The following is a 23,136-nucleotide window of genomic DNA, read 5'->3' as shown; positions in this document are numbered from 1 at the left end:
TTTTCTTCCCGCCGGATAAAACACCGCCTATACTGCGCCGGTAGTTTATATGCAGTATCTCGTTTGGCGAGGCTCCTATACAAACACAGGTTACTGATCTGACGACATCGAGAGATGCCCAAGGTTAAGACAGGCTTTATCGGATTAAGGTTCAGCCCAAAGTAACTTCCGAGCAACAATTCGGATACGTTGTATAGTGCTAAAACCTGGACGCGGAGATAGGCAGTCTGCACTCCCCCTCTGTGGTTACGCCCCTATGCGATTCGCTGTTGAAGTTCAAAACAGAAATAGGGACTGACAAAATGATAAAGTCACATCAACATTATTCTTCTCCGGCGCTGAGCGCGACTGAAACTCTCGACGAGACATCGGTCGCCGGCTATATGAACGCCGATTTTATTACCGTTCCCGCGACGATGACGGTCAATCATGCCCGGGAATATTTACTTTCACAGCTTAAAACGGACGAAATTCCCACCCGGGTATTTATTACCGCGGACGATTATCATCTGCGCGGCACGCTGTCGGTGAAAAAACTGCTGCAGTGCGACGAGCAGGATAAAGCGGTCGGCGTGATGATGGATCACAGCTATTTTCAGGTTTCACCCGACGACGATCGCAACGACGTGGCGCATCTGCTCGGCAAGGGCGGCCTGGACGTGGTGCCGGTCGTGGCGAACAACACGCTGGTCGGCGTGCTGGGGGAGCGAGAGATCGCCCGGCTGGTCGAGGCTGAAAACACCGAAGACGCGCAGCGCCAGGGCGCGAGCCTGCCGCTGGACAAGCCTTATCTGGAGACCAGCCCGTGGGCGCTGTGGCGCAAACGCTCGGTGTGGCTGCTGATGCTGTTCGTCGCCGAGGCTTACACCGGCAACGTGCTCAAGGCGTTTGAAGAGCAACTCGAAGCGGCGATCGCGCTGGCGTTCTTTATCCCGCTGCTGATCGGCACCGGCGGCAACAGCGGCACCCAGATCACCTCGACGCTGGTGCGCGCCATGGCGCTGGGCGAGGTCAGCCTGCGCAATCTTGGCGCGGTGATCCGCAAAGAGGTCACGACCTCGCTGCTGATCGCGGTCACCATTGGCCTGGCGGCCTGGGTGCGCGCCTGGATCATGGGCGTCGGCATGGAGGTGACGCTGGTGGTCAGCCTGTCGCTGGTGGCGATCACCGTGTGGAGCGCGATTGTCTCGTCGATCATTCCGATGCTGTTGAAACGGCTCGGCATCGATCCGGCGGTGGTGTCGGCGCCGTTTATCGCCACCTTTATCGACGGCACCGGCCTGATTATTTATTTCAAAATTGCCCAGTACGTTTTGGGGATTTAAATGGTTCCCGCTCTAAAAGGGCGGGAGTGTGACAAAAAAGAGGAGGACGTTAAAAAATATGGATACCGACCAACCCCGATATTTAACGCGAGGGGATTTTATCGATAACATTTAACCTGAGGAAAAAACAATGGGAAACATGACTATTTTTATGGGATTCCTGGCAATGATCAGCTCACTGGGCCTGTTGGCGGCCTATATGAGCACCAAATGGGATGATTGATGAACGCAAAAGATCCGCCTAGATGCATCCTCCCCGTAACCGTTATTTATTATGGGGAGGATTTTTAGCGGCGCGCCGAACGCGCGGCCTGATACGGGAGTTGATAATAATGACGATTCTTATTCTGGGATTGCTCTACGCCATTTTAATGATCTCGGTTGGCGTTAATGAGATTTATTTTTATTCCACCGGAAAATCCAATTTTCTTACTAGCCTCATGCTGACATTCTCTGGCAGTATGCTGCTGATCGCCGTTGTATGGCAATTATCCTCTAAAATAAAAAAATAAATCACCGTCCGAATGTGAGCAGCATAATGCAGAATGAAAAACAGGCCGTGGCCAGAAACTCGATGATCGCCAGCGGGTTACTGGCCACGGGCAAATTTGTCGCCGGCATTTTTACCGGCAGTATTGGCCTGATATCCGAAGGGATCCACTCTTTCACCGATTTTATCGCCACCAGCATCACCTGGCTGGCGGTGCGCATCAGCGATAAGCCCGCCGATGACGATCACCACTTCGGCCACGGCAAGGTGGAAAACCTGGCGGCGCTGTTCGAGGTGCTGCTGTTGCTGGGCGCCGCCGGTTGGATTGTCTATGAGGCAGGCAGCAGCCTGCTCGGGCAGCCGCATGAGATCGTCGCCGCGCCGGTGGTGATCGCGGTGCTGTTGATTTCCATCTGCGTCGATTTCTTCCGCGTGCGGGCGCTCAACCGCGTCGCCAAAGCGACCGACAGCGCGGCGCTGGAAGCGGATGCGCTGCATTTCTTCTCCGACATGCTTTCGTCCGGCGTGGTGCTGCTGGGCATGGTGTTTGTGCTGCTGGGCTTTGGTCGCGCGGACGCCATCGCCGCGCTGATCGTCGCCGGCTTTATCTTTGTCGCCGCGATCAAACTGGGTAAACGCTCCTTCGATTCACTGATGGATGCCGCGCCCGCCGGGGCTACTGAGGCGATCCGCGCCACGCTGACGCGTTTTCCGGCGGTGCTGGCCTGCGACAGCGTGCGCATTCGCAATGCCGGCGCGGTGCTGTTCGTCGAGATCACGGTGGCGGTGTGCCGCACCTTGCCGCTGGAGCGCATAGACGCGCTGAAGCAAGAGATCGTCGAGCGACTGCGGGAGCACTACGCCAGGGCGGAATTCACCGTCATCGCGGTGCCGCAGACCCGCAGCGATGAAGACATGGCGACGCGCATTCGGGCGATCGCCGCCAACCACGGCGCGCAGGTACAGAATGTGACCTTGCAGCAGCTGCCGACGCGCATGGCGATCGGCATGGATTTGGCGGTGCCGGCCAACGCCAGCGTGGCGCAGGCGCATGACATCGCCACGGAGATAGAGGGGATCCTGCGCCAGGCGATCGGTGAAGACACCGAGATAGAGACGCACCTGGAGCCGCAGACGCCGCACTGGCTGACCAGCGAGGATGTCGATGCGACGGAGCTGGCCGATATTCGGCGGATCCTGCAGTCGGCGCTGGAGCAGGGAGAGAGCGTGCAAGACGTACACAACGTGCGCGCACGCAAGAGCGACGGCGGCATCATTGTCAATTTCCACTGCCGGGTGTCGCCGGCGGTCACCATCGCCGCCGCGCACGATGCGGTCGATCGGGTCGAGCGCCGGCTGCGCGCGCTTTATCCGGCCATCACGCGCGCGATAGGGCACGTCGAGCCGATCAAGCCCGGCATATGAATCAGCTCGGCCAACTGCGGGTAGAGCGCCGCGTTGGCCAGCAGCAACGGGTTGCCGCGCCGCAGCCCGTCGTTGTGCATAAAGTCATTCGCCACGCCGCCGGCTTCGCGCGTCAGCACCCACCCAGGCAGGCTGTCCCAGGCGTTCATGTGCGGTTCGTAATAGCCCAGCAGCCGCCCGGCGGCCACCTGGGCGGTCATCAACGCGCCGGAGCCGCTGCGCACAAACATCCCTCCCGCCTGCAGCAGGCGACAGAGAAAGCCGCTGAATTCCGCCGCCGAGGCGCGCGGGGAAATCCCGACGCCCATTACGCCATCCGCGACGCTGCGCCCGGCATGCACAGCGATCGGCTCCCCATTGAGAAAGGCGCCGCCGCCGCGACAGGCGCGGAACATTTCGCGGTGGTTGGGATCGTAGACCACGCCTATCGTCGGCTCGCCGTCGATCACCACGCCTATCGCGATACACCAGGTATGCAATCCGTTCAGGAAGCAGGCGGTGCCGTCAATCGGATCGACGACCCAAATACAGGCGGCATTCTCGCCGGCGCTGCCGCTTTCCTCGCCGAGAAACCCGTCCAGGGGAAAACGGCGGCTGATCATGCGGCGGATTAGCGCTTCGACGCGGCGATCGGCCTCGCTGACCACGTCCTGCAGCCCCTGTTTGAAGTCGACAGCCAGGCTTTGCCGCCGTTGATAAAAGCTGAAGGCGAGATCGGCGGCGGCGCGGGCGATCTCACGCGCGAAGCGGTAGCGCGCCTCGATGTCCCGTGGGGAGAGTGAAGTCATGGCGGCAATGTTCCGAACAAAGTTTAGCGTGCAGGGTGCCATAGTCAGATGACAATACGGTGTTGATTCCTGCTTGATTTCAGATTTGATTTAATTTATTTACTTTACTGTAAAGTAATTGGCGTCATTAGATGCATCATCAAAGCATCCGTAAGCGAGATAATCAGAGGAGTCAGGCATGCTAGCGCATTTTTTCGTCTTTCGACCGGTATTTGCGGCCGTGCTGGCCATCTGCATTATGGCGGCGGGCGCACTGGCGCTCTGGACATTGCCGGTTGAGCAATATCCCGACATCGCCCCACCTGGCGTCACGGTGACCGCCAATTACCCCGGCGCTTCGGCCAAAACGGTAGAGGACAGCGTAACTCAGATTATCGAACAGCAAATTAAAGGGATCGATGGCCTGTTGTATTTCTCATCAACCAGCAGTTCGGCGGGTCAGGCTCGCATCAGCCTTAGCTTCGAACAACAAACCGACCCGGACATTGCTCAGGTTCAAGTGCAAAATGCGGTCAATCAGGCAACGTCGCGATTGCCGCAAGAAGTGCAGCAGCAAGGGATCACGGTGACAAAATCGCAGGGCGATAGCCTAATGGTAGTCGCCCTGTACGACACGCAAGGCCGCATGGACAGCGTTGATATCAATGATTTTCTGGTCAGTTCGCTGCAAGATCCGCTGAGCCGGGTGGATGGCGTCGGGGAGACGACGGTATTTGGCGCTCAATATGCGATGCGCGTTTGGCTCAATCCGATCAAGTTGAGCGGTTATGGCCTGATGCCATCTGACGTGCAAGCCGCGATAGAAGCGCAAAATGCCCAGGTCACCAGCGGTGAGATCGGCGCATTGCCTACGATGGATGGCCAGGCGCTGAACGCGACCGTGACCACGCAATCGCGGCTGGAAACGCCGGAGCAGTTTGAGAATATTATTCTGCGCACCAATACCGACGGTTCGGCGGTGTATTTGCGCGATGTTGCGCGCGTGGAGATCGGTGCGGAAAACTATCAAAACCAAACGCGCCTCAACGGGTACCCAGCGGCCGGCATATCGATTCAACTGGCTTCCGGCGCCAATGCGCTGGAGGTTGCCGAACGGGTGCGGGCTGAAGTGGAGCGCATGGCGCCGCAGTTTCCGCCGGGGCTGCAGGTGGCTTATCCGCGTGACAGCACGCCGTTCGTACTGGTGTCCATTGAAGGCGTCGTGCAAACCTTGTTGGAAGCGATCGCGCTAGTGATTGTGGTGATGTATCTGTTTTTGCAAAATTGGCGCGCCACATTGATCCCCGCCATTACGGTACCCGTAGTGCTGCTCGGCACTTTCGGCATTTTGGCGCTGTTGGGTTACAGCGTAAACACCTTGACACTGTTCGCCATGGTGCTCGCGATCGGCCTGTTGGTGGATGACGCGATAGTGGTGGTTGAGAACGTTGAGCGCGTGATGGAGGAAGCGCAATTGCCGCCGCGCGAGGCGACGTTGCATTCGATGCGGGAGATCAATGGTGCGCTGATCGGCATCGCGCTGGTACTTTCGGCGGTATTTGTTCCGATGGCATTTTTCGGCGGTTCAACCGGCATAATCTATCGACAGTTTTCCATCACGCTCGTCGCCGCTATGGTGCTGTCGGTGTTGGTGGCGTTGACCTTGACGCCGGCATTGTGCGCCGGTTTGCTAAAACCGTCGGTGCAGCGGCCGCGCAGCCGCTTTTTTCGCGGCTTTAACCGCCTGGTGGAATACGGACAGCGGCGTTATGGGTTGGGATTGAACCATGTGATGGCGCGCAAAGGGCGTTTTTGCATGTTGGCGCTGCTGCTGGTCGGTTTCATGATCTGGCAATATCTGCGGATGCCTACCGGTTTTCTCCCAGTCGAGGATCAGGGCTCGGTAATGGTCCAGTTTTCTCTGCCGCCAGGCGCCCCGATGGCCAGAACGCAACAGACTGCTGACGCTATCGTCGACTATTTCATGACCGCCGAGCGGGATAACCTGAATGTGATCTTCATGGTTGTCGGGCGCAATAACGCCGGCAGTGGTCAGAATGTCGGCATGGCGTTTGCCGAACTTAAACATTGGTCGCTGCGCAGCGGTAATGAGAATAACGCGCTGGCGATTATTAGCCGCGCCAATCGCCATTTCAAAAACTATCGCGACGCGCAGATCAATGTGTTGTCGCCGCCGGCGGTGCGCGGATTGGGGCAGTCCAGTGGATTTGAACTGTGGTTACAGGATCAAAACGGCGTTGGACATGACGCACTGCAAGCTGCGCAGAGGCAAGTGATCGCCGCCGCTGCCGAAGATCCGTTGTTAACGGCGGTACGCATCAATGGCCTCGAAGATAAAGCACAATTGCAGGTCGATATCGATCAGCAAAAGGCCAGCGCACAAGGGCTGCAGCAGGCTGACATCACCAACACGCTTTCTGCCGCCTGGGGGGGCGCTTATATTAACGATTTTATCGATCGCGGCCGCGTAAAGCGGGTCTACATGCAGGGGGACGCGGCCTGGCGATCGGCGCCGGATGATATCGATAATTGGTTCGTACGTGGTGAAAGCGGCAGCATGGCGTCCTTTGCCAGCTTCGCGACTACGCGTTGGCTCTCAGGGCCACAAATGCTGCAGCGCTTTAACGGGCTGTCGGCCACGCAGTTACAGGGGACGGCAGCCGAGGGCGAAAGCTCCGGCACCGCGATGGCGCGTATGCAGAGCATCATTGGCGGTGTAGACGGCTACCGCCTTGAGTGGAGCGGGCTCTCATATCAGGAGCAATTGGCCGCCGGGCAAACATTGCTGGTGTATCTGGCTTCGGTGTTGTTCATTTTCCTCTGCCTGGCCGCGCTGTACGAGAGTTGGTCTATCCCATTGTCCGTGATGTTGATCATTCCCCTCGGGATTATCGGAGCCGTTGTCGCCGCGCGCCTTGCGGGGTATGAAAACGATATTTACTTCCAGGTGGGAATGTTGACGACGATTGGCCTGTCGGCGAAAAACGCTATCCTGATCGTCGAGTTTGTTGAAACACGGCTCAAAGCGGGATCCGCTTTGTTGCAGGCGACCCTGGAAGGGGCGCGAATGCGTCTGCGGCCCATCGTGATGACCTCATTGGCGTTTGTCGCGGGTGTGATCCCCCTGGCGCTTTCTGTCGGTGCCGGGGCCGCCAGCCGGCGCGAAATCGGGATTGCGGTGATCGGCGGCATGATTTCTGGCACACTGCTGACATTATTGTTCGTACCGTTGTTTTTTGTTCTGACCAAACAAGGGTTGGCACGACTTAAGGCGCGAAAATGAGCCTCTGGGCTGGAGAGAGAGCATGATCAACCGCCAACCGGGACGGCCGATGAAGGCCAGGCCACGGATACTGGAAACCGCCTGCGTTCTGTTTTTGCAGCAGGGCTTGGATATCTCGTTGGACGAGATAGCCAACGAGGCGGGAACCACCCGTCAAACCTTATATAATCACTTCCCGAGCAAAGACGCCCTGGTGCTGGAGACGTTCAACCATCTTATCGAGAAGATGCAGCCGCCGATCGCCGCCATTTTGGCTCAGGAGAGTATGGATTTACCGCAGGTGCTGGCGCGTTTCGCTTCGGTGGTGCAGGCGCATTTTTTCAGCGTTGATAACGTGCATTTTCAGCGGCTGATGGTGCAACTGCTGTTGCAGAAACCTGAGTTGTACGCCACGTTGCGTGAACGCAATGCCGGACGGGTGCTGCAGGCATTTGTGAAAATGTTGGAACAGGCGCGGCAACATGGGCAAGTCCAATTTGCTGATGCGCAGCCTCAGGCTATGGCATTTCTGGGCGCGGTGATGGGGTATCCGTTGCCGGCGGCTCTGTTATCCGACCAGTGGCCGACGCCGGAACAGTTGCAACAGATGGCCGAAGCGGCTATCACCGCGTTTCTTTTGGCCTGGCGATATTCGCCGCCTGCCATTACCGAATAACGAAAGAGAACGTGATCCTGGCGCTTTGCTGCATACGCAAAGCCACGGCCGGTATCGCCGCCCGCGCGGATTATCCTGGCTGGCCGACAGTGACCAGCAATCGGGATGCCGTGCGAACCAAGGGAAAGCGACAAGCGGCTTTCCATCAATACATCAATAAACAGGCCGCCGTTCGGCGGCCTGTGGGGTTAGCCCAAATTCAACCGGGCGGTGATGTCGGCAATCTCGCGGCGCCAGCGCGCCTGCAGCGCCGGTTTCTGGTGCTTGGGCTTGCGCGCCAGGTCGTCCTCCAGTTTGCTTTCGAGGGCCAACAGCGCGGCCAACAGCGCTTCTTCGTCTTCCAGTCGTTCGTGCGGCGTCGGGCCGTCTGCGTTGGCCTTGCCCGCCGTCGGCAGCGCCGGCGTTTCGCCCGCCAGGCGCTGATACACCGGCGCCAGATCGTGCCACTCCTCCAGTTTTTGCTGGTCGATCAGCCAAAAGCGGTTGCAGCTCTGTTCGATCAGCATCCGGTCATGGGTGACCAACATGACGGCGCCGGCGAACTGGCGCAGCGTTTCCGCCAACTCTTCTTTACCCGCCATATCCAGGTGGTTGGTGGGCTCGTCCAGCAGCAGCAGCGAATGGTTGGCCAGCGTCAGGCCGACGAACAGCAGCCGCGAACGCTCGCCGCCGCTCAGCGAACGGATCTGCTGATGATGGCGCAGGTAAGGGAAACCGGCGCCGATCAGCGCCATTTTCCGCTGTTCCTCGGTCAGCGGCGCAAACTGCGCCAGCGCTTCGCTCAGCGTGTCTTCATCGCGCAGCTGTTGCAGGCTCTGATCGTAATAGCCGATGCGCACGCGCGGGTGGAAGATCGCCGGGCGTTCCGTGGGCTGCTGATACGCCTGCCACAGTAAGCGCAGCAGCGACGATTTACCGCAGCCGTTGCGCCCGACGATGGCGATGCGATCGCCGCTTTTCACCCGCAGATGTGCCAGGCTGAACAGCATCGGCGCCTCCGGCGCCGGGCGCACGGCCCATTGCGGCAGCGCCAGCAGGCGATCGGCGTCCAGCGCCTCTCCCTGCAGTCGCAGCCGCCACGGGCTGCCGGCGGTCAGGGTGGTCTGTTCTTCCTTCAACCGATCGACGCGCTTTTCCATTTGCTTGGCTTTGCGTGCCAGATCTTCGTTGTCATAGACCTTGCCCCAGGTCGCCAGACGTTTGGCGCTTTTTTCCACCCGGTCTATCTCTTTTTGCTCGGCCCGACGGCGGTGCTCGTCCGCAGCGTCCTGTTCCGCCAGCGCCTGACGCGCGGCGGAGCAGGGCAAGCGGAAAAACTGCAGCGTTTTGTCGCGCAGGATCCAGGTACAGTTGGTCACCTGATCGAGCAGATAGCGATCGTGCGACACCAGCACGAAGCTGCCGTTCCAGCTGCGCAAGAACTGCTCCAGCCACAGCAGCGTGGGCAGATCCAGGTGGTTGCTGGGCTCGTCGAGCAGCAGCAGATCGGGCTGACGGATCAGCGCGCGCGCCAGCAGCAGGCGGGTGTGCTGGCCGCCGCTGAGGGTGCCGGCGGTCAACGTCCAGCTCGCCGGTTCAAACCCCAGCTCGGCGAGCAGCGCTTCACAGCGCCAGCGTTCGCTGAGGTGTTGGCTCGCCGGAAGCCGCGCCAGCACCGCATCCAGCAGAGTGCAGGCGTGCAGCTCGGGCGGCAAGTGTTGTTCGATGCGCGCCATCAGGCATTGTTGTGACAATGTCACCGTTCCGCTGTGGATGGGCAGGGCGCCGCTGAGCAGTTGCAGCAGGGTGCTTTTGCCGCAGCCGTTGTCGCCGATCAAACCGATGCGATCGCCTTTTTTCAGGGTGAAGGAAATCTCGCTCAGCAGGACGCCGAACGCGTTGTCGTAACCGACAGATTGTGCAGACAGTAGTGTGCTCATTGCTTACTCAAGAGTTACAGGCATGACAATGCCTATCGTCAAACATCGCTGACGACAACCCGGTAAGCCGGAGGGAAGATCCTGGATTTTAGTAAGCTTCGCTCAAGCTGGGTTATCGCAGCACGATACCGGTAATGCTTGAGCGGCGACGATTACCAAAGAAGTGTGAGTGAAAAAACAATTCACACGTCAGCATAGTAAGTCTCCTTTTATTGGTTGCAGGTTAATCGTTGGCTGGAGTATAGAGCGCCTTGTGCCGTATCGCCAGTGTAAAAGCGCCTGAATAATCAGCAGGCTAAGGAGGGCGCACGCGCGTGGCACACAATGGGAATAATTACTGTATTTCGGCCGACATTAAGCAGCTATTATAATTAGCGTTTATGGTTAAGCGACGGTTCATCCGCCGCCTGTTCGTCTGTCTATCAGATAATGATGCTGAGCACTGAATTTATGTTAAAGCCTCGCCCGTTCCTGCTGTTGTTGTTATTGCTGTTTGGTTTGCAACTGACGCCGTTCGGCGCCGTCGCCGCCGCCCAGGATGATCCCGCCGCCGAAAGCGCGCCCGATCCCGCTACGCAGCTGAAAGCCGCGCAAAAGCAGTTGGACAGCATGAAGCAGCTGGTTTCCAAAGCGACCACCGATACACAGCTCAGCAAACTGCGGCTGGCGACCGACGATCTGGTCGCCAGCATGGAAAAGCTCGCCACCGATCTGCAGCCCGAGCAGGACAAACTGAAAGCGCAGCTGGACGTCCTGGGGCCGGCCCCGGCGGCCGGCGCGCTGCCTGAAACCCCGGCGGTGGCCCAGCAGCGCAACGCGCTGAACAACAGCAAGAAACAGCTGGACGATGCGGTAAAACGCGCTCAGGCCATCAAGACCAGCGCCTTCGAGCTGGGGCAACAGATCGGCGATCTGCGCCGGGTGGCGTTTAAAACCCAGCTGGCGCTGAATACCGGCAGCATTCTGGGCATCAAATTCTGGGCGCCGGTGCTGCAACCGTCCGAAAATGACGTGCAGCGGCTGGATCAGTTCAACGCCGAGATGAAAGCGGCCTGGGATGCCAGTTGGCAGGACGAGTGGCGTTACGGCACGCTGGCGTTGTTGGCGCTGGCGGTGATTGTCTGGTCCTGGGGGCGCTATTTCTCCGAGCGTTTCCTCGCCTGGGTCAGCATCCGTTTCCTGCCGGACGGGCGTCTGCGCCGCAGCTTTATGGCGCTCGTCACCGTGGTGGTGACGGTGATCACCACCTCTATCGCGCTGAACCTGTTGTATTACGTCTTTGTTCGCGTGCAGCCGCTGCCGGTGATGCTGGAGGACTTCGCCGAAGGCTTTAACCGTCTGGGGATTTTCTGCGCGCTGATCGCCGGGCTGGGGCGTGCGGCGCTGTCGCTGAATCGCCCGTCGTGGCGCTTGGCTTCCATGGATAACGAGGTGGCCGCCGGGCTGCGTTACTTCTCGCCGCTGCTGGCCGGCCTGGCGTTGGCGTTCGGCACCGTGGAGCTGATCAACAACGTCGTCAGCGCCTCATTGGCCACCACCATCTTCGGCAACGGCCTGGTGGCGGGGCTGATCGGCATGGTGCTGCTGGCGGCGCCGCTGCGCGGCCAGCGCATTCGGCGCCGGCTGGAACAGCAGGGCGCGCACCTGGAAAAACGCACGCTGGTCAGCGGGCTGGTGCACCTCGTCACCCTGGTCTGTTCGGTGGTGATCCTGTTTTCCCTGCTTATCGGCTACATCGCCTTCGCCCGCTTCCTGACCTACCAACTGATCTGGGTGGTGCTGGTGCTGATGGCGTTCTATTTTATGGTGCTGTTCGCCACCGATTTGTGCGCCGCGCTGTTTTCGCCGCAGACCGTCAGCGGCAAGATGCTGAAGAAAACGCTCAGCTTCAAGGATCGCCATTTGGAGCAGATGGCGATCATCACCACCGCGCTGGCCAAATGTTCGCTGTTGCTATTGATGATTGTCTCGCTGTTCAACGGCTCGTTCGGCAGCACCACGCCGGGTTCGCTGATGGAGAAAATCGTCTCCATCCTGACCGGTGAAGGCTTGCAGCGTTTCAACATCGTGCCCGGCAACCTGCTCAACGCGGTGATCTGCCTGGCGATCGGCATCTATATTCTGCGCGCGGTGCGGCGCTGGCTGGGATCTGAACTGCTGCCGAAAACCATCTCGGACGTCGGCATCCGCGCCTCGCTGGTGACGCTGTTCAGCAATATCGGCTATGTGCTGGTGATACTGATCACCCTGGCGGCGCTGGGCATCCAGTGGAGCAACCTGGCGTGGATCGTCAGCGCCCTGTCGGTCGGCATCGGTTTCGGTTTGCAGGAGATCGTGAAGAACTTTATTTCCGGCCTGATCCTGCTGACCGAGCGCCCGGTGAAGGTGGGGGATATGATCGGCATCGGCGGCGTGGAAGGCGACGTGCGGCGCATCAACGTGCGCGCCACCGAAATCCAGCTCAGCGACCGCTCCACCATGATCGTACCGAACTCGCAGCTGATCTCGCAGAACGTGCGCAACGCCACCATGGGCAACGCGCAAGGGGTGGTGACCATCGCGCTGACGTTTCCGACCGACATTGATCCGGAGCAGGTGCGCAATATTCTGCTTAACGCTTACCACGAATACGAAAACATCCTGGAAACGCCGGCGCCTTACGTGCGCTTCAGCCAGCTGGGGCCGGACGGCATTATCCTGAGCGTGACCGGCTATGTGCCGAGCCCGCGCATGGTCGGCGCGACCAAGAGCGAACTGCTGTTCAACATCCTCAAGCTGCTGCGCGCGCAGCGTGTCAGCCTGTCCAGCCCGCAGGAAGTGGTGTTTATGAAGCAGCAGGCGACGCGATATCAGGCCAACGAAGAGGAACACTCCTCCTAGTTCAGCCCTGAGGCGGCGGGCCGTTAAGCGACGGCCCGCCGAATGCGGCTAATACATCGACGGCTCCACCGATTGCGAACAGTCGCTGTTGGCGCTGGATTTGGTGCAGGTATAAGGCTCATTCGGCGAGGCCGGAGGCGCATTCGACGGGCCGCCACCGCCGCCGATGCACCCGCTCAGCATCAGCATCAAAAACACGAGAGTAATCTTCTTCATCTCACCGTCCTCCATTGCGATTCCTCCCTTAAGTATATGTCGGGAAAGCGAACGGCACCGCTCGCCGGTGCGATCTATACATCCTTCGATGTCTTGTTGGCGCACAACGTCGGCGAATGAGGAGGAAAAGATGCAAACCGACGACGAGTTGACCCGCTTCCAGGCAGGGCTGTGTCAACTATGACGGCGCGCGTCTGGCGGCGCTGCCGTGCGCCAGTCACTTCGCGTCGCTGCTGCGGCCGGCGTTGTTCAACCGTGCGCTGATGGATTTTCTCGCTGGTGTAGCCTTCAATGAGTGTTAAGAAGAACTATTCTTGGTATCGATAAATATTTCCAACTATAAATGTTTCCGCACATCGCCCAATCTTATTTTACTTTTTAGGAACAAGACGGCGGTTTTTGCCGGTGTCAGGCCGGCTGGGGCACGGCTGCTTCAGCAGTTTCTGCGCCAGACGAGCAACCGCCGTCAATACATTGATACACAAATATATTTTCCCTTGATGAATAAACAGGTGCTCGGGCCGCTAAAACTGGCAATAATAGGCGGGTCGGCCGCTTATCTTCTCCTCATCGTCGACGGTTGTGACACGAACAGATTGTCACCTTACACAGCAGAAGTCTCTGGATCCAAGATGCAAACCACCTCGTTGTCCGATACCCGGAAAATCTGGCCCGCACTCACCGTCTTTTTGTTGGTGTTCGCGGCTTGCCTGCTGGGCATCGTCAGCCGTCCCGTCGGATTTTTGGCGGTATTCTGGCCGGTCAACGCCGTACTGCTGGCGGTTCTGGTGCGCTGCCCGCAGTGGGCTACGCGCGCCGGCTGGGGCATGGCGGTGCTGGGGTATCTGGCGGCGGATCTGCTGACCGGCAGCTCGCTGCAAAAGGCGTTGCTGCTGAACGCCGCCAATCTGACCGGCGTGGTGGTGGGGTATCTGCTGTTCATGCGGCTGTCGCCGCCGGCGCGCATGCTGCAGCGCGGCGCCTCCAGCATGTACCTGTTCGGTATTTGCCTGGCCGCCGCCGCCGCGACCGGTGTGGTGGGCGCGGGAGTCTCGCAGTGGCTGTTCGGCAGGCCCTATTTAACCTCGCTGGCGCTGTGGTTCTCGTCCGAATTCACCAACTACGTCACGCTGATGCCGTTTATTCTGGTGTTTCCCGCTGATTGGCGCTATCGCCTGCGCGTGGCCTGCGCCATGTTGACGCAGCGCAGCCAATGGCCGCAGGCGGGGCGGAAAATGGCGGTGTTGGCGCTGCTGGCGCTGGCGGCGGTCTGCAGCGTGCTGATCGGCGGCCCCGGCGCGGTGATCTTTCCCATGCCGGTGCTGCTGTGGCTGGCGATGTCCTTTTCGCTGTTCAGCACCATGATCGCGGTGCTGGTTTATGTGCTGTGGTGCCATCTGGCGATCGATTTCGGGTTGCTGAGCACCACGCTCGACATGAAGGTGCTGCAGAACACGGTATCGATGCGTTTGGGCATCGCGCTGCTGGCGCTGGGGCCGATTGCCGTCGCCAGCATGAACTATGCGCGCAACGCGCTGTTGCGCACGCTGGAGCACGTGGCGAGTCACGATGCGTTGACCCACGTGCTGACGCGCAATGCGTTTATGCAGCGCGGCGAGCGAGTGATAGACCAGAAAGGCGAGCTGGTGTGCGTCATGATGCTCGACATCGATTACTTCAAATCGATCAATGATCGTTTCGGCCACGCCGGTGGCGATCAGGCGCTGATGGCGTTTACCCGTGCGATTGCCGCCGATCTGAGCGTCGATGATCTGTTCGGCCGCATGGGCGGGGAAGAGTTCGCCATCGTCTCGACGCTCGGCCAGCCGCAGCAGGGGGTGCAGCTGGCCGAACGGCTGCGGCAACGCATTGAGGCGGAATCGATCACCATGCCGGCCGGCCATCCGCTGCAGATCACCGTCAGCATCGGCATGGTAACCTGCCCGGGCGGTTCCGGCCACAGCCTGGCCGACCTGCTCAAACTGGCGGATCTGGCGGTATACAAAGCGAAAAACGCCGGCCGTAACCGGGTCGCCACGCCGGAGTCTTGCCCGCCGAACGATCCTGACCGCTGAACTTCCGATCCGTGCCGCACGCCCGCCGTCTAAACTGGTAGGGGGCGCGGACTACTTTGCCCGCGCTGAACCGACTGTCCTTAATCAGACAAGAGGATATCAGAATGAAATACGTAGATGGGTTTGTGGTGGCGGTGCCGGCCGCCAATAAGGAGGCATATCACCGGTTGGCGGCCGCAGCGGCGCCGCTGTTTAAAGAGTTTGGCGCCACGCGCGTCGTGGAGTGCTGGGGCGATGATGTGCCCGACGGCAAACTTACCGACTTTCGCGGCGCGGTGAAGGCGCAGGAAGGCGAAGTGGTGGTGTTCAGCTGGATAGAGTACCCCTCCAAGGCGGTGCGCGACGCCGCCAACGAGAAAATGATGAACGATCCGCGCATGAAGGCGCTGGGCGAGATGCCGTTTGACGGCAAGCGCATGATCTTTGGCGGGTTCGCGCCGATCCTCGATACCTGAAGGAGGCGCAGATGGCCAGAATTACGCAACATCTGTGGTTTGAAAAAGACATGGAGGCGGCGCTGAATTGCTATGTCGCGCTGATCTCCGGTTCGTCCGTGAACTGGTTTTCCGATCTGCCGGCGGATACGCCGAGCGGCCCGGCCGGCAGCGTGAAGCTGGCTTCCTTCACCCTGGGCGACCAGCGCTATGCGGCGATCGAAGCCGGGCCGTTGGATCCGTTCAACCACAGCTTCTCCGTGATGGTGGAATGCGACGATCAGGCGGAGGTCGACCGGCTGTGGGACGCGTTGTGCGTGGGCGGCGAGGCGGAGCAGTGCGGCTGGCTGCGCGATCGCTGGGGGTTGTGCTGGCAGATCGTGCCGCGGCGCCTGACCGAACTGATGAACGATCCTGACGCCGCCCGCGTGCGGCGGGTCACGGAAGCGATGCTGCTGATGGGCAAAATCGATATCGCCGGCCTGGAAGCAGCGGCGCGGGGTTAGCGGATAAAAGATGCATCGAGAGCGCAGCACTTAACGCATCGGCGCTGGTTTCCCTCGGCATTCCCGGCGGCATCGCCGCGAAAACCGGCGGTGCGCCGATTTTGCCGGGCGTGGCGGGTATTCTGATCTGGTTTGGCGTCGCGGCCGGGTAGCGCCGCGCTTGCATCAATCTGTTGCATCTCAAGCTCAGTATTTATCATTTGTCAGCCGCCGGCGTTCGCGGCATGGTGACGGCAACGCCAAATCAGTCAGGGACACTTATGCAAAAATCACAGATTCAACCGTGGGTTGCGCAGCACCCGCTGTTGCAACGAATGGTCGCCCTCGAGCCTATCACCTGGTTCAATCCGCGCGCGACAACGCTGGCCGCAGGCTTGCCCCATGTCGGCCTGACCGCCGCCGACGTCGCCGCCGCGGAGCAGCGCCTGGCGCGCTTTGCGCCTTATCTCGCCGTGGCCTTCCCGGAAACCCGGCCGACAAAGGGGATCATCGAATCCGAGCTGGTGGCGATCCCCGCCATGCAGCAGGCGTTGGACCGGCGCTATGGGCTGCGGCTTGGCGGGAAGCTGCTGCTGAAAAAGGACAGCCATCTGCCGATCTCCGGCTCAATCAAGGCGCGCGGCGGCATCTACGAGGTGCTGACGCACGCGGAGACGCTGGCGCTGGAGGCGGGGCTGCTGCAGATCGGCGACGACTACGCCCGGCTGTTTTCCGACGAGTTTCGCCAGTTCTTCCGCCAGTACCGCATCGCCGTCGGTTCGACCGGCAACCTGGGGCTCTCTATCGGCATCATCAGCGCCCGACTGGGGTTTGACGTCAGCGTCCACATGTCGGCGGATGCGCGGGCGTGGAAGAAGCAAAAGCTGCGCGACAACGGCGTCACGGTGGTGGAGTACGCCGAAGATTACGGCGTGGCGGTCGAGCAGGGGCGCAAGCAGGCGGCGAGCGATCCGCGCTGTTTCTTTATCGATGATGAAAACTCGCAAACCCTGTTTCTCGGCTACGCGGTGGCCGGCGGCCGCCTGAAGCGGCAGTTTGACCAACAGGGCATCGTGGTGGACGCACAGCATCCGCTGTTCGTGTATCTGCCGTGCGGCGTCGGCGGTGGGCCGGGCGGCGTGGCGTTTGGCCTCAAGCTGGCCTTCGGCGACCATGTTCACTGCGTTTTCGCCGAGCCGACCCATTCGCCCTGCATGTTGCTCGGCGTTTACAGCGGGCTGCACGACGGCATTGCGGTACAGGATCTTGGCATCGATAACCGCACCGCGGCGGACGGGCTGGCGGTGGGACGCGCCTCCGGCTTTGTCGGCCGGGCGATGGAGCGCCTGTTAAGCGCATTCTACACCCTGAGCGACGAAGAGATGTTTGCGCTGCTCGGGCTGTTGGACAAGCACGAGCATATCCAGCTGGAGCCGTCCGCGCTGGCCGGCATGGCCGGGCCGTGGCGCGTTGCGGCCCAGGCGCGGCAGCTCAGCGAGCAAGGCGTGAGCACAGAGAGCCTGGCGCAGGCGACGCACCTGGTGTGGGCGACCGGTGGCGGCATGGTGCCGCCGGCGGAAATGGCGAAGTACCTCGCCGCCGGGCAGGCGTCTCTGAGTCAATAAGGGCGTTTCTTGCGCTCGCTCCCTTTTTAGGGGGCGAGCGCCGTTCGAAAAGCGTCTGTGCCTTTAGGCCGATGGTCAGCGCCAAACAGGGTAGCGGCAATGTTTCTGAAATGTTAATTGAATCACAAACCCTCATTCTGTGGTAACGGCAAAAATAACCCCATCCCATTAATAGTAAATAAAATTATTTTATTTACCGTCCTCTGATGTTCGTTTATCGCACGCTTATTGTTTTAACAATATTGAAGCATTCGCCGTGGGGTGGTTTAATTTAATTGTCGATTAACGAACTATGTTCCGATAATCGCACAAATTAACCCTCTTGCCGGTACGCAACCGGTTGTTCTGTGCGGTGAGGGTTGCCGCACCCCCTGAGGAGCAAGCCATGCCACACGATAACAACGTAGAAATCCGAGGGTTTATCGATGACCAGCCATTTTCTCGCTACCAGTGGTTGATACTGGTTTTGTGTTTTTTAGCGGTAGCGCTGGACGGCTTCGATACCGCCATTATCGGTTTCATTGCCACGTCGCTGGTGCAGGAATGGGGAATAGAAAAAACCTCTCTGGGGCCGGTGATGAGCGCTGCTTTGGTCGGTCTGGCGGTGGGCGCGTTGGCCGCCGGGCCGTTGGCGGATCGCATCGGGCGCAAGAAAGTGCTGGTGATCTCGCTGCTGCTGTTCGGCGGCTTCAGTTTGCTGACCGCCTTCGCCGGCTCGCTGTCGACGCTGACGCTGTTGCGTTTCCTGACGGGGCTGGGATTGGGGGCGGCCATGCCCAATGCCGCCACGCTGATGTCGGAATATGCGCCTCAGCGCTGCCGGGCTCTGATGGTGAATCTGATGTTTTGCGGTTTTCCTCTCGGCTCATCGCTGGGCGGCTTTTCTTCCGCCTGGCTGATCCCGCATTTCGGCTGGCAGAGCGTGATGGTGCTGGGTGGCGTTATGCCGCTGCTGCTGGCGCTGGTCTTGATCGCCGCCTTGCCCGAATCCGCGCGCTTTATGGTTGCGCGCGGCTATGCCGCAGAACGCATCGCCAAAGTGTTGAAGCGCATTGCGCCACTCCCAAAGACGCCGCATTTCATGTTGCAGGAAGAGGGGCAGATAAAGGCGGCCTCGCCGCTGGGGATGATTTTTTCCCGTCGCTATCTGCTGGGCACCTTGATGCTGTGCCTGACTTACTTTATGGGGTTGATGATTTTCTATCTGCTGACCAGTTGGCTGCCCCTGTTGATCCGTGAAACCGGCGCTTCCGTCACGCAGGCGTCGCTGATCACCGCGCTGTTTCCGCTCGGCGGGGGGCTTGGCGTATTGATTATCGGTTGGTTGATGGATCGCATGAACCCGCACAAGGTGGTGGCCGTCGGCTATTTGCTCACCGGCCTGTTCGTCGGCATCATCGGCTTTGTCTATAGCTACCCGCCGCTGATGGCGATCACGGTGTTCATCGCCGGCACCTGCATGAACGGCGCGCAGTCATCCATGCCGGCCCTGGCAGCCGGATTTTATCCCACCCAGAGCCGGGCGACCGGCGTGGCATGGATGCTCGGTCTCGGGCGTTTTGGCGGCATTCTGGGGGCGATGAGCGGTGGTGCGCTGATGCAGATGCAGCTGTCGTTCAGCACCATATTCACACTGCTGGCCATCCCGGCGCTGATCGCGGCGCTGGCGTTGATCGCCAAGCACCTTTCCGGCTACCCGGCGCTGCCGGCGCCGCTCAATAAAAATGCTGTGAGGGAATAATACTATGCGCACACAGGTTGCGATAATCGGCGCCGGCCCGGCCGGCTTGATGTTGTCTCATCTGCTGCATCTGCATGGCGTGGAATCGGTGGTGTTGGAAACGCGCAGCCGGGCGGCGGTGGAATCGACCATTCGCGCCGGGGTGCTCGAACAAGGGACGGTCGATCTGCTCAACCAGGTCGGATTGGGAGAGCGGATGCGGCGGGAAGGGGCGCGGCATCAGGGGATCCGGCTGGCATTCGGTGGCCGTCAGCACCGCATCGATCTGGCGGGATTGACCGACCGCGCCGTCACCGTTTATGCCCAGCACGAAGTCTTGAAAGACCTGATCGCCGCGCGTGTGGCGGCGCAGGGGCAACTGTTTTTCAAGGTGGAGCAGGTTGAATTGAAGGCGCTGGACAGCGCGCAGCCCGAGGTTCACTACCGTCACGCAGACCAGCCGCGCCGGCTCCGCTGCGACTTCGTCATCGGATGCGACGGATTCCACGGCATCAGCCGCGCGGCGATGCCCGGCGGGATGCGGCAGGATTACACCCGCATCTATCCGTTCGGCTGGTTCGGCATTCTGGTCGAAGCGCCGCCCTCCAGCGATGAGCTGATCTACGCCTGCCATCCGCGCGGCTTTGCGCTGATCAGCACCCGTTCGGCCGGCGTACAGCGCATGTATTTTCAGTGCGATCCGGCGGAACAGGTCGATCAATGGTCGGACGACCGCATCTGGCACGAACTGGAACAGCGGCTGGAAAACCATGAAGGCTGGGCGCTGAAAAAGGGCCGTATCTTCCAGAAAAACGTGGTCGGCATGCGCAGCTTCGTTACAGAACCGATGCGCTACAGACGCCTGCTGCTGGCGGGCGACGCGGCGCATATCGTGCCGCCGACCGGCGCCAAAGGGCTGAATCTGGCGATGGCCGATGTCTGCCTGTTGTCCCAGGCGCTGGAAACGTTTTACCGGCGAGGCGACTGGCAACGGCTGGACGAGTACAGCGACACCGCTTTGCAGCGGGTCTGGCGCGCAGAGCATTTTTCCTGGTGGATGACCCACATGCTGCATACTCGTCGGGACGACACGCCTTTCGAGCATCGGCTGCAACTGTCAGAATTGCAATACACGGTGAAATCGCGCAGCGCCATGACGATGCTGGCGGAGAATTATGTCGGGGCGCCATTCCCGGCACTATAAGCGAAAATGCCCATGCCGTGAGGCATGGGCGGCGTGCGGCGAGCAGGGTCCCCTGATTGCCTGCGTGCGGTTACAGCTGTTCGCCGTTGCTGGCGATCACCCGGCGGTACCAGTCGAAGCTCTTCTTGCGCGAACGTTCGAGCGTGCCGGTGCCGTCGTCGTGTTTGTCGACGTAGATGAAGCCGTAGCGTTTGCTGTACTCGCCGGTGGTGAACGACACGCAGTCGATGCAGCCCCACGGCGTGTAGCCGATCAGGTCTACGCCGTCTTCAATCACCGCTTTTTTCATCTCTTCGATATGGGCGCGCAGATAGTCGATGCGGTAGTCATCGTTGATCCGGCCGTCCGCTTCCACCTTGTCGAAGGCGCCGAAGCCGTTCTCCACGATAAACAGCGGCTTCTGATAGCGCTCATACAGCACGTTCAGCGAATAGCGCAGCCCGACCGGATCGATCTGCCAGCCCCAGTCGGAGGCCTTGACGTGCGGGTTCGGCACGTTGCCCGGGAAGCCGAACATGCCGTCGCTGCCGTCCACCGCGTTAGCCTGCAGGGCGTTGCTCATGTAATAGCTGAAGCCGATGTAGTCGGTGCAGCCCTCGCGCAGGATCTGCGCGTCCTGCGGCTGCATCTCGATCTTCAGCCCTTTGCGTTCCCAATCGCGCAGCAGGTAGCTTGGGTAGTAGCCGCGCATCTGCACGTCGGTATACAGATAGCGTTGGTGCATCGCTTCCACGGCGTACATCACGTCGTCCGGCTTGCAGGAGTACGGGTAGAACGGCACGCAGGCCAGCATGCAGCCGATCTTGAATTCCGGATTGATCTGATGGCCGAGTTTGACCACCTGCGCGCTGGCGACGAACTGGTGGTGCAGCACCTGATACAGCGCCTGTTCCGGGTTGTCTTCCCGGGTGTAATCCACGCCGGAGCAGCAGTAGCCGAACAGCGGATAACGGTAGTTGCTCTGGTTGTTGATCTCGTTGAAGGTCATCCAGTACTTCACTTTTTCGCGGTAGCGGCGCATCACCACCTCGCTAAAGCGCACGAAGAACTCCACCACCCGGCGATTTTTCCAGCCGCCGTAGGCTTTCACCAGATGGTAAGGCATTTCGAAGTGCGACAGGGTGATCACCGGCTGGATGCCGTATTTCAGCAGTTCGTCGAACAGGTCGTCGTAAAACTGCAGACCGGCTTCGTTCGGCGCCGCTTCGTCGCCGTTCGGGAAGATGCGCGTCCAGGCGATGGAGGTGCGGAAGCATTTGAAGCCCATCTCGGCGAACAGCGCCACGTCCTGCTTATAGCGGCCGTAGAAATCCACCGCTTCGTGGTTGGGGTAGCGATAGCCGTCGAGCACGCCGTCGGTCATCACGCGATCCACGCCGTGCGAGCCGCCGGACAGCACGTCGGCGATGCTGGGCCCTTTGCCGCCCCGAGCCCAACCGCCTTCAACCTGGTGCGCGGCGACCGCGCCCCCCCACAGAAAATCCTTCGGCAACTGTTTCATCGTCAATGTCTCATCGGTTTATTTAATGAAGGGTAATAACGCTGCGTTGAGAATAGAGTAGCAAGAGCGAAAGAAATGTCACGATATAACAAATCACCGTGGAAAGTGATTTGTCACAATAAAAAAACAGCCTGTTTTATTTGGCCGAATTAATATGCCCAAGCCGTTTGCCGATGGTTTCAATAATGTAAAGCACGGGGATCTGCGTGGTGATATTGTGATGCCCGCCGATCAAATGCTGCGGAACGTGGTAGGAGAGGTTGAAGTCCGCCAGCCGCGCCAGCGAAGAGGTTTCGTTGTTGGTAATGCTGATGATCTTGCAGTGATGCAGGCTGAACTGGCTGGCCAGCCGCAGGATCTCTTCGGTTTCGCCGGTAACCGACAGCACGATCGCCACCGCGTTTTTATACATGTCGCTGTTGACCGGATAATAAGGATCGTCGATGTGGGTGCTGAATTTCCCGACGTTGGAAAAAAAACGCGCGCCATATTTCCCCAATGCGCCTGAGGTGCTGATGCCGACGAAAATAATTCGCTCGGCGGCGGCGATATGCTGCACCGCCTGATCGATCAGCTGATTAAACTCATCGTTGCTGACGCTTTTAAAAAAGCTGAGGATTTCGCCGATGCCGGAATCGACCGGCGGCGCATCGCTCTGTTCGAGATACAGCTTGAAACGGATGCGAAATTCCGAATAGCCGTCACAGCCCATTTTCTTGCAAAACCGCAGCACGGTAGTGGTGGACACGCCGGCGGCCTCGGCCAGCTCGCGGATGGTCATGTACATCACTTGATTCTTGTGTTTGCTGACGTAGTTATAAACCATCAGCTCCAGGGCGTTGAGCTCGGCGATTGCTTTATGGGTAAACATGAGTCGGTCCGGCGGCTGAAAACGGGAAGCTTATCTGCGGCTTAACATAGCAAAATTCACCGCCGCTGGCACTGCCGGGCAAAAAGAAAAGCCGCACCAGTCAGGCGCGGCCCAGGGTTCACGACGAACAAATAAAGCAAAACGTTCCGGAAGACATGCCATGAAAACGCGTTTCATCACACCGGGTTAGCATAAGTCAGCGGATCCCGGCGGCAAAATGCCGGTTTCTGCTTTCTAAAG

Annotated in this window: 19 protein-coding genes and 1 riboswitch; of the genes, 13 read left to right on the top strand and 6 right to left on the bottom strand. The window is 59.7% G+C overall.

Features of this window, described 5'->3' with window-relative positions; all coding sequences use genetic code 11:
- Nucleotides 1-51: 51 nt before the first annotated feature.
- A riboswitch (M-box (ykoK) riboswitch) is annotated at nucleotides 52-225 on the top strand.
- 77 nt (nucleotides 226-302) lie between these two features.
- From SSARUM2_RS12650 to SSARUM2_RS12635, 4 genes are all read left to right on the top strand, one after another.
- Nucleotides 303-1,325: a magnesium transporter gene (locus tag SSARUM2_RS12650; protein ID WP_033653108.1), complete on the top strand. Its 1,023-nt coding sequence runs from the start codon at nucleotides 303-305 to the stop codon at nucleotides 1,323-1,325.
- A 130-nt stretch (nucleotides 1,326-1,455) separates the two neighbouring features.
- Nucleotides 1,456-1,548 carry a protein MgtS gene (gene mgtS, locus SSARUM2_RS12645; protein WP_004938109.1) on the top strand — a complete coding sequence of 31 codons (93 nt, stop codon included), beginning with the start codon at nucleotides 1,456-1,458 and terminating at the stop codon, nucleotides 1,546-1,548.
- 109 nt (nucleotides 1,549-1,657) lie between these two features.
- Entirely contained in the window at nucleotides 1,658-1,837 is a 180-nt protein-coding gene (locus tag SSARUM2_RS12640; RefSeq protein ID WP_033634607.1) for a hypothetical protein, read from the top strand.
- A gap of 26 nt (nucleotides 1,838-1,863) precedes the next feature.
- A complete protein-coding gene (locus SSARUM2_RS12635) occupies nucleotides 1,864-3,240 on the top strand; it encodes a cation diffusion facilitator family transporter (RefSeq protein ID WP_060430277.1) in 1,377 nt (458 codons plus the stop codon).
- On the opposite strand, the gene SSARUM2_RS12630 is transcribed toward SSARUM2_RS12635, so the two are convergent.
- Nucleotides 3,183-4,028, bottom strand: a complete 846-nt coding sequence (locus SSARUM2_RS12630) for an inositol monophosphatase family protein (RefSeq protein ID WP_060430275.1) — start codon at nucleotides 4,026-4,028, stop codon at nucleotides 3,183-3,185. The genes SSARUM2_RS12635 and SSARUM2_RS12630 overlap by 58 nt on opposite strands.
- Nucleotides 4,029-4,206: 178 nt before the next feature.
- Here SSARUM2_RS12630 and SSARUM2_RS12625 point away from each other — a divergent pair, with 178 nt between their 5' ends.
- Both SSARUM2_RS12625 and SSARUM2_RS12620 read left to right on the top strand, forming a co-directional pair.
- Nucleotides 4,207-7,311, top strand: coding sequence for an efflux RND transporter permease subunit (locus SSARUM2_RS12625; RefSeq protein WP_060452633.1), 3,105 nt, complete (start codon nucleotides 4,207-4,209; stop codon nucleotides 7,309-7,311).
- 22 nt (nucleotides 7,312-7,333) lie between these two features.
- Nucleotides 7,334-7,966, top strand: a complete 633-nt coding sequence (locus SSARUM2_RS12620) for a TetR/AcrR family transcriptional regulator (protein ID WP_033634603.1) — start codon at nucleotides 7,334-7,336, stop codon at nucleotides 7,964-7,966.
- A gap of 188 nt (nucleotides 7,967-8,154) precedes the next feature.
- Here the strand turns inward: SSARUM2_RS12620 and SSARUM2_RS12615 are convergent, their stop codons facing one another.
- Nucleotides 8,155-9,885 (bottom strand): ABC-F family ATP-binding cassette domain-containing protein, encoded by a 1,731-nt coding sequence (locus SSARUM2_RS12615; RefSeq protein ID WP_060452634.1) that lies wholly within the window; start codon nucleotides 9,883-9,885, stop codon nucleotides 8,155-8,157.
- A 450-nt stretch (nucleotides 9,886-10,335) separates the two neighbouring features.
- On the opposite strand from SSARUM2_RS12615, the gene SSARUM2_RS12610 reads away from it, so the two are divergent.
- On the top strand, nucleotides 10,336-12,765 hold the full coding sequence (locus SSARUM2_RS12610; RefSeq protein ID WP_060422313.1) for a DUF3772 domain-containing protein: 2,430 nt from the start codon (nucleotides 10,336-10,338) through the stop codon (nucleotides 12,763-12,765).
- Nucleotides 12,766-12,813: 48 nt separating this feature from the next.
- On the opposite strand, the gene SSARUM2_RS12605 is transcribed toward SSARUM2_RS12610, so the two are convergent.
- Nucleotides 12,814-12,996, bottom strand: coding sequence for a hypothetical protein (locus SSARUM2_RS12605; RefSeq protein ID WP_033648384.1), 183 nt, complete (start codon nucleotides 12,994-12,996; stop codon nucleotides 12,814-12,816).
- Nucleotides 12,997-13,613: 617 nt separating this feature from the next.
- Here SSARUM2_RS12605 and SSARUM2_RS12600 point away from each other — a divergent pair.
- From SSARUM2_RS12600 to SSARUM2_RS12590, 3 genes are all read left to right on the top strand, one after another.
- The gene (locus tag SSARUM2_RS12600) at nucleotides 13,614-15,056 is read left to right on the top strand and encodes a GGDEF domain-containing protein (protein WP_033648375.1); all 1,443 of its coding nucleotides are present in this window, start codon (nucleotides 13,614-13,616) and stop codon (nucleotides 15,054-15,056) included.
- A gap of 104 nt (nucleotides 15,057-15,160) precedes the next feature.
- Nucleotides 15,161-15,511 carry a DUF1428 family protein gene (locus SSARUM2_RS12595; RefSeq protein ID WP_033634599.1) on the top strand — a complete coding sequence of 117 codons (351 nt, stop codon included), beginning with the start codon at nucleotides 15,161-15,163 and terminating at the stop codon, nucleotides 15,509-15,511.
- An 11-nt stretch (nucleotides 15,512-15,522) separates the two neighbouring features.
- On the top strand, nucleotides 15,523-15,996 hold the full coding sequence (locus SSARUM2_RS12590; RefSeq protein WP_033653113.1) for a VOC family protein: 474 nt from the start codon (nucleotides 15,523-15,525) through the stop codon (nucleotides 15,994-15,996).
- Here the strand turns inward: SSARUM2_RS12590 and SSARUM2_RS12585 are convergent.
- Nucleotides 15,993-16,175, bottom strand: a complete 183-nt coding sequence (locus tag SSARUM2_RS12585; RefSeq protein WP_154231753.1) for a hypothetical protein — start codon at nucleotides 16,173-16,175, stop codon at nucleotides 15,993-15,995. The two genes, SSARUM2_RS12590 and SSARUM2_RS12585, sit on opposite strands and share 4 nt — an antisense overlap.
- Before the next feature lie 81 nt (nucleotides 16,176-16,256).
- Between SSARUM2_RS12585 and SSARUM2_RS12580 the strand changes: the two genes are divergently transcribed.
- From SSARUM2_RS12580 to SSARUM2_RS12570, 3 genes are all read left to right on the top strand, one after another.
- Nucleotides 16,257-17,600 (top strand): D-serine ammonia-lyase, encoded by a 1,344-nt coding sequence (locus tag SSARUM2_RS12580; protein WP_060452635.1) that lies wholly within the window; start codon nucleotides 16,257-16,259, stop codon nucleotides 17,598-17,600.
- A gap of 385 nt (nucleotides 17,601-17,985) precedes the next feature.
- The gene (locus SSARUM2_RS12575; RefSeq protein ID WP_041035185.1) at nucleotides 17,986-19,341 is read left to right on the top strand and encodes an MFS transporter; all 1,356 of its coding nucleotides are present in this window, start codon (nucleotides 17,986-17,988) and stop codon (nucleotides 19,339-19,341) included.
- Between the two features lie 4 nt (nucleotides 19,342-19,345).
- A complete protein-coding gene (locus SSARUM2_RS12570; protein WP_060452636.1) occupies nucleotides 19,346-20,524 on the top strand; it encodes a 4-hydroxybenzoate 3-monooxygenase in 1,179 nt (392 codons plus the stop codon).
- Between the two features lie 70 nt (nucleotides 20,525-20,594).
- Here the strand turns inward: SSARUM2_RS12570 and SSARUM2_RS12565 are convergent, their stop codons facing one another.
- Both SSARUM2_RS12565 and SSARUM2_RS12560 read right to left on the bottom strand, forming a co-directional pair.
- Nucleotides 20,595-22,031, bottom strand: coding sequence for a 6-phospho-beta-glucosidase (locus SSARUM2_RS12565; protein WP_120150961.1), 1,437 nt, complete (start codon nucleotides 22,029-22,031; stop codon nucleotides 20,595-20,597).
- A gap of 130 nt (nucleotides 22,032-22,161) precedes the next feature.
- Nucleotides 22,162-22,896, bottom strand: coding sequence for a MurR/RpiR family transcriptional regulator (locus SSARUM2_RS12560; protein ID WP_033648369.1), 735 nt, complete (start codon nucleotides 22,894-22,896; stop codon nucleotides 22,162-22,164).
- Nucleotides 22,897-23,136 lie beyond the last annotated feature (240 nt).

It is taken from the genome of Serratia sp. K-E0102 (genome assembly GCF_029962625.1).
Lineage (GTDB): Bacteria > Pseudomonadota > Gammaproteobacteria > Enterobacterales > Enterobacteriaceae > Serratia > Serratia sarumanii.
Note: the sequence above shows the minus strand (reverse complement) of the source record. Positions and strands in the feature narration are given on the sequence as shown.

Excerpts from the sequence above, each read along its gene's own strand:
- SSARUM2_RS12590 (WP_033653113.1), top strand. The coding sequence starts at position 15,523 with ATGGCCAGAATTACGCAACATCTGTGGTTTGAAAAAGACATGGAGGCG.
- SSARUM2_RS12575 (WP_041035185.1), top strand. The coding sequence starts at position 17,986 with ATGCCACACGATAACAACGTAGAAATCCGAGGGTTTATCGATGACCAG.
- SSARUM2_RS12635 (WP_060430277.1), top strand. The coding sequence starts at position 1,864 with ATGCAGAATGAAAAACAGGCCGTGGCCAGAAACTCGATGATCGCCAGC.
- SSARUM2_RS12630 (WP_060430275.1), bottom strand. The coding sequence starts at position 4,028 with ATGACTTCACTCTCCCCACGGGACATCGAGGCGCGCTACCGCTTCGCG.
- SSARUM2_RS12605 (WP_033648384.1), bottom strand. The coding sequence starts at position 12,996 with ATGGAGGACGGTGAGATGAAGAAGATTACTCTCGTGTTTTTGATGCTG.
- SSARUM2_RS12610 (WP_060422313.1), top strand. The coding sequence starts at position 10,336 with ATGTTAAAGCCTCGCCCGTTCCTGCTGTTGTTGTTATTGCTGTTTGGT.
- SSARUM2_RS12625 (WP_060452633.1), top strand. The coding sequence starts at position 4,207 with ATGCTAGCGCATTTTTTCGTCTTTCGACCGGTATTTGCGGCCGTGCTG.
- SSARUM2_RS12595 (WP_033634599.1), top strand. The coding sequence starts at position 15,161 with ATGAAATACGTAGATGGGTTTGTGGTGGCGGTGCCGGCCGCCAATAAG.
- SSARUM2_RS12570 (WP_060452636.1), top strand. The coding sequence starts at position 19,346 with ATGCGCACACAGGTTGCGATAATCGGCGCCGGCCCGGCCGGCTTGATG.
- SSARUM2_RS12650 (WP_033653108.1), top strand. The coding sequence starts at position 303 with ATGATAAAGTCACATCAACATTATTCTTCTCCGGCGCTGAGCGCGACT.
- mgtS (WP_004938109.1), top strand. The coding sequence starts at position 1,456 with ATGGGAAACATGACTATTTTTATGGGATTCCTGGCAATGATCAGCTCA.
- SSARUM2_RS12620 (WP_033634603.1), top strand. The coding sequence starts at position 7,334 with ATGATCAACCGCCAACCGGGACGGCCGATGAAGGCCAGGCCACGGATA.
- SSARUM2_RS12585 (WP_154231753.1), bottom strand. The coding sequence starts at position 16,175 with ATGCAACAGATTGATGCAAGCGCGGCGCTACCCGGCCGCGACGCCAAA.
- SSARUM2_RS12615 (WP_060452634.1), bottom strand. The coding sequence starts at position 9,885 with ATGAGCACACTACTGTCTGCACAATCTGTCGGTTACGACAACGCGTTC.
- SSARUM2_RS12560 (WP_033648369.1), bottom strand. The coding sequence starts at position 22,896 with ATGTTTACCCATAAAGCAATCGCCGAGCTCAACGCCCTGGAGCTGATG.
- SSARUM2_RS12600 (WP_033648375.1), top strand. The coding sequence starts at position 13,614 with ATGCAAACCACCTCGTTGTCCGATACCCGGAAAATCTGGCCCGCACTC.
- SSARUM2_RS12580 (WP_060452635.1), top strand. The coding sequence starts at position 16,257 with ATGCAAAAATCACAGATTCAACCGTGGGTTGCGCAGCACCCGCTGTTG.
- SSARUM2_RS12640 (WP_033634607.1), top strand. The coding sequence starts at position 1,658 with ATGACGATTCTTATTCTGGGATTGCTCTACGCCATTTTAATGATCTCG.